Origin of the sequence: Lacisediminihabitans sp. (assembly GCF_043726815.1) — a bacterium.
In the GTDB taxonomy this organism is placed as follows: domain Bacteria; phylum Actinomycetota; class Actinomycetes; order Actinomycetales; family Microbacteriaceae; genus Lacisediminihabitans.
The window spans coordinates 1-14,614 of the sequence record NZ_JAYSJZ010000086.1 but is presented as its reverse complement, the minus strand read 5'-3'; the positions used below and the strand labels follow the sequence as shown (position 1 = coordinate 14,614).

The window sequence follows — 14,614 nt, the reverse complement described above, 5'->3', positions numbered from 1 at the left end:
GGCGCACGACCTCATCGCCACCTCCGCCAGATACCTCGGCCACGCCGCCGTCACGCTGGTCAACCTCTTCGATCTCGACCTCATCGTGCTTGGCGGTCCGAGCTTCGCCGCCGCGGGATCGATCTACCTGTCGGCGATCCAGGCGCAACTCGACCGGTCCAGCTTCGTTCGAAACGTGCACCCGGTGAGCGTGATCCTGTCCGCGAGCGGGGCGGACGCCGCCGCCGTCGGCGGAGCCGTGCTGGTGCTGCGGAGCGAGCTCACCCCGCTCGATCGGCGGCGCCCGAACGGCCAGTCGCTCAGCTACACCTTCCAGTAGCCCGGCCTTCCACTAACCCCGTCCGGGCCAGTGCGGGCAACCCGGGCCAGCACGCCGGCCCCGTTTGTCCGCAATGGCCCGAGTTGCAGCGGCACGGCCGCGGCGCAGCCGGTAGCCGTCAGGCGGCGGGAGCCGCCACCGACCCGCGCGAGACGAAGCGCGGCGCAGGCGCCGCGATTGTCGACGCGGGCGCACCCGCCAGAAGATCAAGTATCGCCCCCGCCGCGAGCTCGCCGAGCGCGTGCACGTCGGTATTCATCGCCGACAGCGGCGGCACCGCGAGCCGGCAGAGGGTCGAGTCATCCCAGGCCAGAATCGAGAGTGCACCCGGCACCACGACGCCCAGCTCGTAGGCGACGCCGAGGCCGGCCACGGCCATGGTGTCGTTGTCGTAGATGATGCAGGTCGGGGGCAGCGGGGCCGACAGGAGCGACCGCGTGGCCACCTCCCCACCCTCCTCGGTGTAGTCGCCCACCGCCGTCGAGCCGACGATCCCCGCCGCGGCGGTCGCCGACTCGAAGGCGAGCGTCCGCTGCCTCGTGTGGAAGAGGCCGGGCGGACCAGACACGCGTCCGATGCGGGTGTGGCCGAGCCCCACCAGCCGGGCGACGGCCTCAGACATCGCCGCGTAGTTGTCGACCCTGATCGCCGAGATCCCCGGAGGCAGCTCCGGCTCGCCGAGCACGAGGGTGGGGATGCCGAGGTCGTGCAGGAAGTTGGGACGCACATCGTTCTCTACGAGGTCGCCCAGCACGACGGCGGACACCTGTCCGGACGACGCCCAGCGCTCGTAGCTCTCCAGCTCCCGCTCGAGGGTGGGCACCACCTGAAGCAGAACCGACCCGTTGTGCGGCGCGAGCCGGTCATCCATCCCGGCGATGAATTCGGCGTAGAACGGCTCGATCCCGAGCATGCGCGGCGAGCGGCGGATGATGATTCCGACGGACGTGGCGGCGGCGGTCGCCGCGTGGCGGGGTTCAGGTGGCACTGATGCAGTATCGCGCACTCCGAGCCCGGCGGCTCGCGACGCGCTCCCGCCGCGGGGTCGCGACGGCGCGCTCAGGCCTCGCGGGTGTCCGGTTTCGGCTGGTTGAGCCTGGCCCGTTCCTCGGCCTCGATCTCGGCGTAGACCTTGCGCTCCGTGCGGTCGGCGCGGAAGATCGACCGCATCACGAGCCAGAAGATGAGGCCCACGAGAATGGTTGGCGTCACGGAGAAGAGCGCGCCCCACCAGAAGTTCTCGATCACCAGTCCAGAATACGTCCTCCCGCTGGGAGAGGACTATCCGTGCTGCAGCACCCCGATGATGCCGGAGATCACGTAGTAGAGCCCGAACCCGGCCACGAGCACCCAGAGGGCCACCCGCGTGGCCGACAGCTTCTTCGGGTCTTTGTCCTTGGGATCCTGCGGTGGCATGGTCATGGTCGCCTACTTCACGAGGGGGAAGAGGATGGTCTCGCGAATGCCGAGCCCGGTGAGTGCCATCAGGAGCCGGTCGATGCCCATGCCCATCCCGCCGCTCGGCGGCATCCCGTATTCGAGCGCGCGCAGGAACTCCTCGTCGAGGCGCATGGCCTCGAGGTCCCCGGCAGCGGCGAGCTTGGCCTGCTCCACGAAGCGCTCACGCTGCACGACGGGGTCGACGAGCTCGGAGTAGCCCGTGGCGAGTTCGAATCCGCGCACGTAGAGATCCCACTTCTCCACGAGGCCGGGCTTGGAGCGATGGGCGCGCACGAGAGGCGACGTGTCGACCGGGAAGTCCATCACGAAGGTGGGCCGCTCGAGGGTGGGCTTAACGAAGTGCTCCCACAGCTCCTCCACGAGCTTGCCGTGGGTGGGTTGCTGCACCTCCACCGCCACGGTCTGCGCCAGCGCGAGAAGCTCGTCGAGCGTCGTCTCGGCGGTCACCTGCCAGCCGGACGCGGCATTCAGCGAGTCGTACATGCTGATGCGGTCCCACTCGCCGCCGAAGTCGTAGCGCGTGCCGTCCGCCCAGGTCACCACGTGGCTGCCCTCGGCATCGAACGCGGCGTTCTGGATCATCTCCTGCGTGAGGTCCGCCATCTGGTTGTAGTCGCCGTAGGCCTGGTAGGCCTCGAGCATGGCGAACTCCGGGGAGTGCGTGGAGTCGGCACCCTCGTTGCGGAAGTTGCGGTTGATCTCGAAGACGCGCTCGATTCCGCCCACCACCGCGCGCTTGAGGAAGAGTTCCGGCGCGATCCGCAGGAACAGCTCGGTGTCGAAGGCGTTGCTGTGGGTGATGAAAGGACGGGCGGATGCTCCACCGTGCATGGTCTGCAGCATCGGCGTCTCGACCTCGATGTAGCCGTGGTGGTCGAAGGTCGCACGCAGCGACGCGACCGCGCGGGAGCGGCTGCGCACCATCTGCCGCGCTCCCTCGCGCGCGATGAGGTCGAGGTAGCGGCTGCGCACCCGCGTCTCTTCGCTCAGCTCGGCGTGCAGGTTCGGCAGCGGACGCACCGCCTTCGACGCCACCTTCCACTCCTTCACGAGCACGCTCAGCTCGCCGCGGCGGCTCGAGATGACCTCGCCGGACACGAAGACGTGGTCGCCGAGGTCTACGAGATCCTTCCAGCCGTCGAGCGACTCCTGCCCCACCTCGGCCAGCGACACCATGGCCTGGATGCGGGCGCCGTCGCCGGACTGCAGCGAGGCGAAGCAGAGCTTGCCGGTGTTGCGGAGGTGCACGACGCGGCCGGCCACGCCGACCGTCTCGCCGGTGGTGGCATCCGTCTCGAGGTTCGGGTATTTCGCCCGCACGGCCGGAATGGTCGTGGTGATCGGCAGCGAGACCGGGTAGGCCTCGGCGCCGGATTCGATCAGCCGCGCGCGCTTGGCGAGCCGCACCTGGGTCTGCTCGGACAGTTCCTCGTCCGTCGGTTCGGCTGCTGGCTCGTGCACGGCGGTCGTCTCACTCATTCGTTGCTCCAGGGGATTGTGACTCGCCCCAAGTTTACGGTGGCCGGGAGGCAGCTCAGGAGCGCGTGCCCCTGAGGTAGATCGTCGCGTTGTCGATGAGCCGCGTCGAGCCGACCCGCGCCGCCACGAGCACGATCGCCTTGCCGTGGTGGTCGTCGTCCACGGGCAGGAAGGTGTCCGGGTGCACGATCGTGAGGTAGTCGAGCTGCACGAGGGACTCCCCCATCAGCACCGACTGGGCGGCCGCGAGCACCGCGTCGATGCCGCGATCCGCCGAGGACTCCGCCGCCTCGAGCGCGATGGACAGTCCGCGCGCCGCACGCAGTTCCCGGGCGTCCAGGAAGCGGTTGCGGCTCGAGAGGGCGAGGCCGCCCGAATCGCGCACGGTGGACACGACCTCGACTCGCACCGGCACGTTGAGATCGCGCACCATGCGGCCGACGAGGAACACCTGCTGGGCATCCTTCTGGCCGAAGAGAACGAAGTCCGGCTGCACGATGTTGAGGAGTTTGGAGACCACCGTCAGCACGCCGTCGAAGTGGCCCATTCTGGAACGACCCTCGTAGAGCGAACCGACGGCACCGGCCGTGACCCGCGTCTCGGTCGGCCCAGACGGATACATCTCCAGCGCCGTCGGCGCGAAGACGAAGTCCACACCCAGGCGGTCGACCTTGGCCAGGTCGTCGGCGAGGGTGCGCGGGTATTTGTCGAGATCCTCGGTCGGACCGAACTGAAGGGGGTTGACGAAGATCGAGACCACGACGGTGTCCGCGATCTCGCCCGCCCGCTCGATCAGGGCCAGGTGGCCGTCGTGGAGAGCGCCCATCGTGGGGACCAGGGCGACCCGCCGGCCCGCCGCGCGCTCGTCGGCGAGCAGGGAGCGCAGTTCGGTGATGGTCTCGGCAACGGCGGTGGGCACCCCTCGATGCTAGTGCTCCGCACCGGGGGAGCCTCGCCGGTGACTACGGGCGCTGCGCCCGGCGAAGGGCGATCTCCACCGACGAGCGCACGAGGGGCGCGAGCATCTCCCCCGGCTCCTCGACCCCGATTCCGGCCAGCAGCGCCGTCGCCTGGTCGACGATCGCGCTCGAAAAGCTCGTGGCCGTGGCGATCGCCTCCGCGTAGGCCGGCCGGTCCTTCTCGGCCACGACTATCGGTTCGCCGCCCATCTCCACCACGAGCGCCTGACCGATCGGCTGCACCGGGGCCGGCGCGGTCACGGCGAAATAGCTGCCGAACAGCTGGGTCAGGTCGATGCTCGTGCCGGTGAAGGACATGGCCGGATGGATGGCGAGCGGTATCGCCCCGGCGGCGGTGGCCGCCGCGAGCACCTCCGTGCCGAATTCGGCCGCGGTGTGCACCACCAGTTGGCCCGGCTGCCACGCCCCGGTCGCGGCCAGGCCGGTGACGAGCGCCAGCAGTTCGCTGGCCGGCACGGCCAGGATCACCAGTTCGCTCCGCTCGATGAGGTCCGGCACCTCGAGGATCGGGGCTCCCGGCAGCATCACCTCGGCGCGCTCGCGGCTCGCCTCCGAGATCGCGGAGATGCCCACGATCGCGTGCCCGGCCCCGGCGAGGGCCGCGCCGAGCACCGGCCCGACGCGCCCCGCGCCGATGATCCCCACGCCAAGGCGACCCGTGCGGTGCCGCGGGTTCGCGTCCGGCGCCCCGCCGACGAACGAGTCGCTCATGCCTCTGCCTCGCCCGAGCGCCAGCGATGCGAGGTGTCGCTCTGACCGGCCAGCACGGCGAGCTGGGCCACGTCACCGAAGAACCCGACGGCGGCATCCTTGTCGATCGCCTCGAGAGTGGCCCGGATGGGTCCGGCCACGGTGTGCAGGTGCACGTCGGCGAGGCCCAGCGCGCGCAGCACCGGGCCCTGGCTCAGCGCCACGCTCTGCAGGCGTGGCTGGGGCACGATGATGATCCGACGCCAGATCGCCCCCTTGCGCAGCACGAGTGAGCCGCCCGCGATCAGGAAGCCGTTGCGCCGCCAGGAGAGCGGAAGCAGCCACGCGGCGCGGCGCGGCGAGGTGGTGAAGGCGTCGTTGCCCCGGGAGACGAGCCCCTTCTCGATCACGGCCACGGCCGCCTCGCCGACGAGGTCGGGAAGCATCAGTTCGAGCACGCGCCGGGCGTCGTCTAGGTTGCCCACCGGCAGGATCGTCGTGTTGGCCTGGTTGGCGGCCCCTCGGCTTGACGAGTGGCTCGCCCGGTTCACCCGGATCTGCCACCAGCCGGCCGGCCGCCAGAGCACGGACTGGCTCACCTCCACCGAGTGGATGCGTCCGGGCGGCAGGGTCTCGTTGCTCGTGGAGAGGAGGCCGAAGCCGATCCGCACCCCGTCGGGCGTGCCGGCGATGGAGTAGCGCAGCGACCGGGTGAACCGGCGCACGTAGTACCCGCCGAAGCCGATGAGGCTCGGCAGCGCGAAGAAGAGGGCGTAATACTGGCCGGTGCTGGTGATCCAGATGGTGCCGGCCACCACGATGGCGATGGCGAAGAGGGTCGCCTCGCTTAGCAGGATGGAGCCGATCAGCCGCCCGAGGTGCAGGTTCACAACCGACTCCGGCGGGGCGGCGTCCGGGTCGAGCTCGGGGGCGAGGAACTCGCCGAGCCTCCGGTCGAGCAGGTTGTCCGCCGAGGCGACACCGGACAACGGCCGGGCCGCGGTGCGCGTGCCGGAGGCGAGGCGCAGGATCTCCCGGCGCAGGTCATCCGCCGCCGCCGACCCCAGATAGGCCAGGTGCACGTTGGCGTCGTGGCCGGCCTGGCTGATCTCCATCTTCGCGGCGCCGAAGAGGCGAGCGAAGAACGGGCGAACGATGTTGATTCCCTGGATGCGGTCGAGCCGAGCCTTGCGGTTCGTGCGGAACAGGATGCCGGACCGCACCTCGACGACCTCGTTGGTGATGCGGAAGCTGTGCATGCGCCAGGACACATAGAACACCGTGATCAGCACGAGCAGCACCCCGACGATCACGAGCAGGGCCTGCACGATGATGCCGTGGCTGAGAATGTAGTCGACCGGGTCGCCCTCCTCGTCGAACCGCGGCAGGAAGAGCCCGACGAACCGCTCGCGCAGGTTGGAGACGACCACACCGAGGATGGCGATGAGCGCGATGCCGCCCCGCAGCAGCGGGGAGGCCGGGTGCAGCCGATGCCACTGCCCGTCGGTGAGGCGAGCAACAGTCTCCGGCACCTCCCGCACGGCGCCCGCGTGGTCGGTGTCGCTCACAGCCCGGCCCGGCGGCTTTCCGCGAGCAACACGAGGTGGTCCCGGAGCTCGTCGGCCTCGGCCTCGGGGAGTCCGGGGATCGTCACCCCGGCCGCCGCGGCGGCCGTGACGAACTTGAGCTCGCTGAGTCCGAGGCCGCGCGCGATCGGGCCGCGATTGATGTCGACGAGCTGCATCCGGCCGTACGGCACGGCCACGAAACGCTGCCACATGATGCCGCGCCGGAACAGCAGGTCGTCGTCCCGAAGCTGGTAGCCGATGGCCCGAACGCGCCGCGGTGTGAAGGCGAGGTTGATGAGGGCGACCAGCGCGATGGCCCAGAGTCCGATCGCGAGCCAGCCGATGCCGAGGTACCACATGCCGATGCCGACGGCCGAGACGGCGAGCAGGAACACCGCACCGCTCACGAGCTCCACGGCGATGAGCTTGGGCGAGACCCGGCGCCACTCACCGGTCTGCGGAAGTTCGATTCGGTTCACGTGCGCTCCTCCGCTGGGGCCCTACGGCCGAACCCTGACGGTCTTCTTGCCAGACTCGTCGTCGTCATCGTCGCTGGGCAGAATCGTGCACATGTGCTCCGCAATGAGCCCCGCCGCCAGCAGCAGTCCGGCACCGACAAGGGTGGCGATCGCTGGCCCAACAGAGCCTACCCCTGGCACCACCGACCGGGTGAGGAGGTACAACGCGATGCCGGCGCCGAGTCCGGTGAGCAGCGCCCCGCTCAGCGCGCAAGCCTTGGCCAGCATCAGCACGCGGGTCGCGTAGAACGGGTCGATGGGGGCCTTCGCCTTGCCCTTCGTGAGACGCCTGATCGGCACGGCGAGCCACACGACGATCGCGCCGATCAGCGCGAGAGCCACCGAGAGGGTGAGGGGAGGAAGGATGATCGGCCTCCCCGCCACGGCCAGCCCGGTCTCCGCGAAGCCCCCGCCGAGCGCGCCGATCACGGCCAGCAGCACGAGAGTCCCGATGCTGGTGCGTTTCATTTCCCCCGCCGATCCCGGTTCGTACTGGTCGTCGCCTGCTCGTTCAGTGGAGCCGCATCGAATGCCCACACCTCCGGCGACACCGCCGCCGCCAGTGCGTCCACTCTGCCATGCCCGGAAAGCTCCGCGTCGGGGTCTGCCTGCAGCCAAGGCACGAGCACGAACGGTCGCTGCCAGGCCCGGGGATGCGGCAGCGTCAGCCGCTCGTCGTCCCGGCGAAGGCCGTCGAAGGCCACTATGTCGAGGTCGAGGGTGCGGTCGCCCCAGCGCTCCTCGCGCACCCGACCGTGCTCCGCCTCGATCCGGTTGAGGGCGTCGAGCAGGTCGTCGGGGTGCAGCGCGCTGCGCACGAGCACGACGGCGTTGAGGTAGTTCGGCGACGACTCGTCCACGCCGTCCGGCTTGACCGCGTGCGATTCCACGATCCCCGATACCGCCGTCACGATCACTCCGTCGAGGGATCCGATCTCGCGCACCGCGTCTCGCAGGTTCGCCTCTCGGTCGCCGAGGTTGGATCCGAGTGCGATGACGGCCGGCAGCACGATGCGTTGACGCGTCACGCTCCCCCGCGTCCCCTCGTCACGGTCACCGAGACGTCGTCGAACGGGACGCTGATGGGCGCCTCCGGCTTGTGCACCGTCACGCTCACCAGCAGAACGAGCTCGTGCGCGAGCACGACATCCGCGACGCGCTCGGCGACGGTCTCGATGAGGTTCACCGGGTCGCTCGACACGGCGGCCGCAATCTGCTCGGCGAGCACGCCGTAGTGAACAGTCCGGGCGACATCGTCGGTCTCGGCCGCGGCCGCGAGGTCCAGCGAGAGACGCACGTCGATCACGAACTCCTGGCCGTTCTCCCGCTCGTGGTCGAGCACCCCGTGGTGGGCGAAGACCCGCAACCCGGTCAACGCGATGGTGTCTGCGTAGTTCACGGCTGCATCTCCTCCCACACGTCGAGGGCGGCCTTGGTCGCTGCAACGTTGTGCACACGCACGCCCCAGACCCCGGCCTGGGCCGCGAGCGCGCTCACGGTCGCGGTCGCGGTGTCTCGCTCGGTCGGCGGGGCGTCGTTCTCCAGCAGCTTCGCGAGGAACCTCTTGCGCGACGCTCCGATCAGCACGGGGTAGCCGATCGTGTTGAGCGCCGGAAGGTTGGCCAGCAACTGCCAGTTCTGTTCGCCCGTCTTCGCGAAGCCGATGCCCGGGTCGAGGATGATGCGGTCGGGGCGTACCCCGTTGACGATGAGTTCCGCCACCCGGAGCTTCAGCTCGTTGCGCACGTCGCGCAGCACGTTCGTGTAGACGGCGTTGTCCTGCATCGTGGAGCTGTGGCCTCGCCAGTGCATGGCCACGAAGTGCAGTCCGGTCTCGGCGGCGACGCGGGGCATCCCCTCGTCCGCGAGCCCTCCTGACACGTCGTTGATCATCACGACACCGAGTTCCGCGGCCGCGACGGCGGTGGAGGCGTTCATCGTGTCGACGCTCACCGGGATGCCGCGGTCCACGAGCTCCCGGATCACCGGCAGCACGCGCCGCTGCTCCTCGTCCACGGGGAGCCTCTCTGCGCCCGGGCGGGTGGACTCGCCTCCCACGTCGATCAGCTGGGCGCCGGCCAGGGCGAGCCCCATGGCGTGTTCCACCGCGGTGTCGACCTGTTCGTACCGGCCCCCGTCGCTGAACGAGTCCGGCGTCACGTTCACAATGCCCATGATCCGTGGCCGCGAGAGACCGATCGGTCGGTACGGTCTCAACGAGACGAGCTCGCTACTCACGTTGCGCTCCAATCATGGCCATGATCTCCGCACGTTCGAGCGGTTCCTTGAGCATGCCACGGGTTGCCATCGTCACGGTGGAGCTCTTTGACTGGCGAACACCGCGGTCGGAGACGCAGCCGTGGGTCGCGGTCAGCACCACGAGCACTCCCCGGGGGTCGAGCCCGGTCTGCAGGGCGTCCGCGATCTCCTCGGTCAGGCGCTCCTGCAGCTGCGGCCGAGCGGCGAGGGTCTCCACGACGCGCGGAATGCGGCCGAGCCCGATGATCCTGGTGCGGGGCAGATACGCCACGTGCGCCACCCCAGAAAACGGCAGCAGGTGATGCTCGCAGATGGAGCGGAACTCGATGTCACGAAGCAGCACGAGTTCGCCCTGGTCGCCGCTCACCGCGGAGAACTCCTCGCTGTCCGCGAGGTGCACCTGCGGGTCGACACCGAGTCCGCCGAAGAACTCCCCGTAGGACTGCGCGACGCGCTGGGGGGTGGAACGAAGACCGGGCCGGCCGGGATCCTCGCCGATGGCGGCGAGGATCTCGAGCACGGCCGCTTCGATCCGGGCCGCGTCGATCGGCCCGGGTGTGGATGTGGTCACTGGTCCCCTTCGGGCGGTCGGACCCTGCTCAGGCTGTGGCGATGCCGGGACGTTTGCGCGGCGCGCGGGCCTTCTTGGGCGGCTCGGACGTGACGTCGCCGTCCACGACACCGGGGTCGATCGCGGCCTTCTGCGGCACGAGCACCGGCGGCTGGTTCGAGACCGGGCGCTTGTCGCTGGAGAGCCACTGCGGGCGCTCCGGCATCTTCTTCACGTCCTTGAAGATCTCGGCCAGCTCGTTGTGGTCGAGCGTCTCCTTCTCCAGGAGCGCGGTCGCGAGCCTGTCCAGGATGTCCCGGTTCTCGTTCAGCACCTCCCAGGCCTCGTCGTGGGCCTTCTCGATCAGGGCACGCACCTCGGCGTCCACCTGCTCGGAGAGACGCTCGGAGTAGTCGCGCTGGCTGCCCATGTCGCGGCCGAGGAACATCTCACCCGATCCGGAACCGAGCTTGACCGACCCGATGCTGGCGCTCATGCCGAACTCGGTGACCATCTTGCGGGCCGTGGACGTGGCCTTCTCGATGTCGTTGGACGCCCCGGTCGTCGGGTCGTGGAAGACGACCTCTTCGGCCACCCGGCCGCCCATGGCGTAGGCGAGCTGGTCGAGCAGTTCGTTGCGGCTCACCGAGTAGCGGTCCTCGAGCGGGAGAACCATCGTGTAGCCGAGGGCGCGACCGCGCGGCAGGATCGTGACCTTGGTCACGGGGTCGGTGTTGCGCATCGCCGTCGCGACGAGCGCGTGGCCGCCCTCGTGGTAGGCCGTGATGAGCTTCTCGTGATCGCGCATCACCCGGGTGCGGCGCTGCGGTCCGGCCATCACTCGGTCGATCGCCTCGTCGAGAGCGCGGTTGTCGATCAGCTGCGCGTTCGAGCGCGCGGTGAGCAGCGCCGCCTCGTTGAGCACGTTGGCCAGGTCGGCGCCGGTGAACCCCGGCGTCTTGCGGGCGACGACCTCGAGGTCGACCCCGGCGGCGAGCGGCTTGCCCTTGCCGTGCACCTCGAGGATCTGCTTGCGGCCGAGCAGGTCGGGCGCGTCCACGCCGATCTGGCGGTCGAAGCGGCCCGGGCGCAGCAGGGCGGGGTCGAGGATGTCCGGACGGTTAGTCGCGGCGATGAGGATGACGTTGGTCTTCACGTCGAAGCCGTCCATCTCCACCAGGAGCTGGTTGAGGGTCTGCTCGCGCTCGTCGTGCCCGCCGCCCATGCCAGAGCCGCGGTGGCGGCCGACGGCGTCGATCTCATCGACGAAGATGATGGCCGGGGAGTTCTCCTTGGCCTGGGCGAAGAGGTCGCGCACACGGCTCGCGCCGACGCCCACGAACATCTCCACGAAGTCCGATCCGGAGATCGAGTAGAAGGGCACGTTCGCCTCGCCGGCGACGGCCCGGGCGAGCAGTGTCTTGCCGGTTCCTGGAGGGCCGTACAGCAGCACGCCCTTCGGGATTCGGGCGCCGACGGCCTGGAACTTGGCCGGCTCCTTGAGGAAGTCCTTGATCTCTTCGAGCTCTTCGATCGCCTCGTCGGCCCCCGCGACATCCGCGAACGTGACCTTGGGGCTCTCCTTGGAGACGAGCTTGGCCTTGGACTTGCCGAACTGCATGACCTTGGATCCGCCGCCCTGCATGCTGGAGAGCAGGAACCAGAAGATGAGGCCGATGATCACGAACGGGATCACGAGGCCGAGCAGGGAGGTGAGGAAGTTGCCCTTGTCGACCTGGTCGTCGAAGGTCTTGGGGTTCGCTGCGGTGATCGCGTTGACGATCTCCGCGCCGCGCGGAGCGGCGTAGTAGAACTGCACCTGCTTGCCATCGGTGCCCGCGTCGGTGAGCACGAGGTCCACTCGCTGCTCGGCATCGACGATCTTCGCGGAGGCGACCTTGTCGGACTTGAGCAGCTCGAGCCCCTGCTTGGTCGTGATCTCCTTGAACCCCGAACCGCTGAGGAGGCTGAATCCCACGGAAACGACGATGACGGCCAGCAGGATATAGATCAGCGGGCCGCGAAGAAAGCGCTTGTAGTCCATAGTGTTCCGGGCTCGGGCCCGTCACCTTTCTGACGAAGAATGTGAGGCCTAGGCTACCGGAGCACCGCTGGATGACCGCTGCGTGTTTGCCGTGGGCGTAATCCCCACGATGCCGCCGCCCGATCCAAGTGCGGGATCGTGCGGACTGCGTCGCGTGGGCCCACCCACGATGCCGCCGCCCGATCCAAGTGCGGGATCGTGCGGACTGCGTCGCGTGGGCCCGGATTCACTGCGACGAATAGACGTGCGGTGCGAGGATTCCGATGTCGCGGTAGTTGCGATACTTTTCGGCGTAGTCGAGGCCGTAGCCGACCACGAACGCGTTGGGGATTTCGAAGCCGACGTAGCGCACGTCGACGGCGAGCTTCGCGGCGGCCGGCTTGCGCAGCAGCGCGCAGATCTCCACCGAATCCGCGCCGCGGGTGCCGAGGTTGGCCCGCAGCCAGGAGAGGGTGAGGCCCGAGTCGATGATGTCCTCCACGATCAGCACCTTGCGCCCGTGCAGGTCGGTGTCGAGGTCCTTGAGGATGCGCACCACGCCGGAGGACTGGGTTCCCGATCCGTACGACGACACCGCCATCCAGTCCATCTCGATGGGCAGCGTCAGCTCGCGGGCGAGATCCGCCATCACCATCACCGCGCCGCGCAGCACTCCCACGAGGAGCAGCCGCTCCCCCGCGTAGTCCGCCTCGATGCGGCGGGCGAGTTCGGCGATCTTGTCGTGGATCTCCTGCTCGGTGATGAGTACGCTCTCGAGGTCATCGGCGATGTCGCTGTATTCCATTGCCCCATTCTTTCATCGGCCCGTCCGCTCCTCGGCGCCGGGTTCACCCCGGGTGGAGCGGAAGTGCAGCAGTCCACCCACCCGCTCGACGCTGACCCCGGGAAGGTCGATGGCGGCCTGCCCGTGCCAGTCGGTCACGAGCTGCGCGACCTGGAGTGTCTGCGTGCGGGAGAGACTCACGCCGAACTCGGCGAGCACGGTGGCGCGGATGATCCGCTGCCTCAGCGCGGGGGGATCGTGTTCGAGCGCCCGAGCCGGGAGCGAGATCCCCGCCTCGGCGTGTTCCGCCAGCTCCTCGAGCTGGTCGGCGGCGAACTGGTCGAGGGCGTCGGTGTCCTCCCGCGCCAGGTCGGCGGTGCGGGCCAGAGCCTCGGCGAAACCCGGGCCCAGTTCGCGCTCGAGCATCGGGATCACGGTCGTGCGCACGCGAACGCGGGAGAACCGCTCGTCGTCGTTCTGCGGATCGTTCCACGGTTGCAGCCCGGAGTCGGCGCAGAACCGAACCGTGGTCGCGCGGGTGATCCCGAGCAGGGGACGCCGGTAGATTCCGGACACGGGCGCCATTCCCTTGAGGCTGCCGAGGCCGCTCCCGCGGGCAATGCCGAGCAGCACAGACTCGGCCTGGTCGTCGCGGGTGTGGCCGAGCAGCACCGCCGTCGCGCCGGTCTCGCGGGCGGCCTCGGCGAGCGCGGCATACCGGGCGTCGCGGGCCGCGGCCTCCGGCCCGCCGGCCGTTCCCACCTCGACCGTCGTCACGATGACCGGGTCCAGCCCCAGATCGCGGGCCTGCCGAGCGGCCCTCGCCGCGACATCCGCCGAGCCCGGCTGGAGACCGTGGTCCACGATCACCGCCCCGGCGCGGATGCCCGCCCGGGCCGCCTCGAACGCGGTGGCCGCGGCGAGCGCGAGCGAATCCGGCCCGCCACTGAGCGCGACCAGCACGGGCGCCCCGCCCCCGCCGGCTGATGTCGGTCGGCCGATTTCGGAGGCCGGGGTCGCAGACCCGCCGGGCGGCAGGGCCGCACGAACCGCGCGCCGCACATCGGCGATCGCGGGCGTCAGTCTGGGCCGAGTCTCCATCCGATAACGTTATTGCAGCAAACCCCCGAACCAAGGAGTGCACTGCCATGGCCAGCTACGACGCGATCATCGAGATCCCCAAGGGCAGCAGGAACAAGTACGAAGTCGACCACAAGACCGGTCGCGTCTTCCTCGACCGCGTGCTGTTCACGGGCTTCGTCTATCCCACCGATTACGGGTTCTTCGAGAACACGCTCGGTCTCGACGGCGACCCGGTCGACGTGCTCGTGCTGCTCGACTACCCACTCTTCCCCGGGGTCGGCCTTTCGGTTCGCCCGGTCGCCGTCTTCAACATGACGGATGACGGCGGCTCGGACGCCAAGGTCATCGCCGTGCAGTCGAAGGACCCGCGCTGGTCGTGGATCCAGGATGTCGACGACATCCCGGAATACACCCGCAAGGAGATCGAGCACTTCTTCGAGCACTACAAGGACCTCGAGCCCGGCAAGTGGGTCAAGACCGAGGGGTGGGGCAACGCGGCGGAGGCCGAGGCGATCGTACAGGCCGGCATCGCGAAGCTGGCCGCCGAGGGCGCCCACTAGACACGACGGGCCGGGGTCGCCCGCGTTGGTGTTGGTCGCCGGCGCGGGCGTTTCGGCGTTCGCGATGGTTGAGCCGCGGACCGGGAGCGAGATCGCCGGTTAGCCGAGGGCAGCGCCGCGGGCCTGCATGAACGGGGCCGCGTCGATCGCCGTTCCGTTCGGACGAACCTCGAAGTGCAGGTGGCACCCCGTGGAGTTGCCCGTGCTGCCGACGAGGGCGATCTGTTGACCCGCGCTCACCTGCTGGCCGATTCTCACCAGGATTCCGCCGGCGACGATGTGGCCGTAGCCGGTGGAGATGCTGTCACCGTTGTTGAGCAGGATGAAGTTGCCGTAGCCG

Annotated in this window: 19 protein-coding genes; 2 read left to right on the top strand and 17 right to left on the bottom strand. The window is 69.3% G+C overall.

What is annotated here, in order from left to right; genetic code table 11:
• The coding region (locus ACHZD8_RS13335) for an ROK family protein (RefSeq protein WP_394770916.1) at positions 1-319 on the top strand (319 nt) is incomplete at its 5' end.
• A 118-nt stretch (positions 320-437) separates the two neighbouring features.
• On the opposite strand, the gene ACHZD8_RS13330 is transcribed toward ACHZD8_RS13335, so the two are convergent.
• The 16 genes from ACHZD8_RS13330 to tilS all read right to left on the bottom strand — a co-directional run bounded on the left by ACHZD8_RS13330 (position 438) and on the right by tilS (position 13,732).
• Positions 438-1,307, bottom strand: a complete 870-nt coding sequence (locus ACHZD8_RS13330; RefSeq protein ID WP_394770915.1) for a LacI family DNA-binding transcriptional regulator — start codon at positions 1,305-1,307, stop codon at positions 438-440.
• A 71-nt stretch (positions 1,308-1,378) separates the two neighbouring features.
• A complete protein-coding gene (locus ACHZD8_RS13325; RefSeq protein WP_394770914.1) occupies positions 1,379-1,567 on the bottom strand; it encodes a hypothetical protein in 189 nt (62 codons plus the stop codon).
• A gap of 33 nt (positions 1,568-1,600) precedes the next feature.
• Positions 1,601-1,741 (bottom strand): hypothetical protein, encoded by a 141-nt coding sequence (locus ACHZD8_RS13320; RefSeq protein ID WP_394770913.1) that lies wholly within the window; start codon positions 1,739-1,741, stop codon positions 1,601-1,603.
• Between the two features lie 6 nt (positions 1,742-1,747).
• Complete coding sequence (gene lysS / locus ACHZD8_RS13315) at positions 1,748-3,259, bottom strand: lysine--tRNA ligase (protein WP_394770912.1); 1,512 nt, start codon at positions 3,257-3,259, stop codon at positions 1,748-1,750.
• 55 nt (positions 3,260-3,314) lie between these two features.
• Positions 3,315-4,178, bottom strand: a complete 864-nt coding sequence (panC, locus tag ACHZD8_RS13310; RefSeq protein ID WP_394770911.1) for a pantoate--beta-alanine ligase — start codon at positions 4,176-4,178, stop codon at positions 3,315-3,317.
• Positions 4,179-4,221: 43 nt separating this feature from the next.
• On the bottom strand, positions 4,222-4,950 hold the full coding sequence (locus tag ACHZD8_RS13305; RefSeq protein WP_394770910.1) for a Rossmann-like and DUF2520 domain-containing protein: 729 nt from the start codon (positions 4,948-4,950) through the stop codon (positions 4,222-4,224).
• On the bottom strand, positions 4,947-6,497 hold the full coding sequence (locus tag ACHZD8_RS13300) for a PH domain-containing protein (RefSeq protein ID WP_394770909.1): 1,551 nt from the start codon (positions 6,495-6,497) through the stop codon (positions 4,947-4,949). The genes ACHZD8_RS13305 and ACHZD8_RS13300 overlap by 4 nt, the downstream gene beginning before the upstream one ends.
• On the bottom strand, positions 6,494-6,976 hold the full coding sequence (locus ACHZD8_RS13295) for a PH domain-containing protein (protein ID WP_394770908.1): 483 nt from the start codon (positions 6,974-6,976) through the stop codon (positions 6,494-6,496). Before ACHZD8_RS13295 ends, ACHZD8_RS13300 begins: the two co-directional genes overlap by 4 nt.
• Positions 6,977-6,997: 21 nt before the next feature.
• Positions 6,998-7,483 carry a DUF3180 domain-containing protein gene (locus ACHZD8_RS13290; protein ID WP_394770907.1) on the bottom strand — a complete coding sequence of 162 codons (486 nt, stop codon included), beginning with the start codon at positions 7,481-7,483 and terminating at the stop codon, positions 6,998-7,000.
• A complete protein-coding gene (gene folK, locus ACHZD8_RS13285; protein WP_394770906.1) occupies positions 7,480-8,043 on the bottom strand; it encodes a 2-amino-4-hydroxy-6-hydroxymethyldihydropteridine diphosphokinase in 564 nt (187 codons plus the stop codon). The genes ACHZD8_RS13290 and folK overlap by 4 nt, the downstream gene beginning before the upstream one ends.
• On the bottom strand, positions 8,040-8,414 hold the full coding sequence (folB, locus tag ACHZD8_RS13280) for a dihydroneopterin aldolase (RefSeq protein ID WP_394770905.1): 375 nt from the start codon (positions 8,412-8,414) through the stop codon (positions 8,040-8,042). Before folB ends, folK begins: the two co-directional genes overlap by 4 nt.
• A complete protein-coding gene (folP, locus tag ACHZD8_RS13275) occupies positions 8,411-9,253 on the bottom strand; it encodes a dihydropteroate synthase (RefSeq protein WP_394770904.1) in 843 nt (280 codons plus the stop codon). Before folP ends, folB begins: the two co-directional genes overlap by 4 nt.
• Positions 9,246-9,845, bottom strand: coding sequence for a GTP cyclohydrolase I FolE (folE, locus tag ACHZD8_RS13270; protein WP_394770903.1), 600 nt, complete (start codon positions 9,843-9,845; stop codon positions 9,246-9,248). Before folE ends, folP begins: the two co-directional genes overlap by 8 nt.
• Positions 9,846-9,873: 28 nt before the next feature.
• Positions 9,874-11,868 (bottom strand): ATP-dependent zinc metalloprotease FtsH, encoded by a 1,995-nt coding sequence (gene ftsH, locus ACHZD8_RS13265; RefSeq protein ID WP_394770902.1) that lies wholly within the window; start codon positions 11,866-11,868, stop codon positions 9,874-9,876.
• 226 nt (positions 11,869-12,094) lie between these two features.
• Positions 12,095-12,652, bottom strand: a complete 558-nt coding sequence (gene hpt, locus ACHZD8_RS13260; protein ID WP_394770901.1) for a hypoxanthine phosphoribosyltransferase — start codon at positions 12,650-12,652, stop codon at positions 12,095-12,097.
• A 12-nt stretch (positions 12,653-12,664) separates the two neighbouring features.
• The gene (gene tilS, locus ACHZD8_RS13255) at positions 12,665-13,732 is read right to left on the bottom strand and encodes a tRNA lysidine(34) synthetase TilS (RefSeq protein WP_394770900.1); all 1,068 of its coding nucleotides are present in this window, start codon (positions 13,730-13,732) and stop codon (positions 12,665-12,667) included.
• Between the two features lie 47 nt (positions 13,733-13,779).
• On the opposite strand from tilS, the gene ACHZD8_RS13250 reads away from it, so the two are divergent.
• A complete protein-coding gene (locus ACHZD8_RS13250; protein ID WP_394770899.1) occupies positions 13,780-14,274 on the top strand; it encodes an inorganic diphosphatase in 495 nt (164 codons plus the stop codon).
• Between the two features lie 99 nt (positions 14,275-14,373).
• On the opposite strand, the gene ACHZD8_RS13245 is transcribed toward ACHZD8_RS13250, so the two are convergent.
• The coding region (locus tag ACHZD8_RS13245; protein ID WP_394770898.1) for a M23 family metallopeptidase at positions 14,374-14,614 on the bottom strand (241 nt) is incomplete at its 5' end.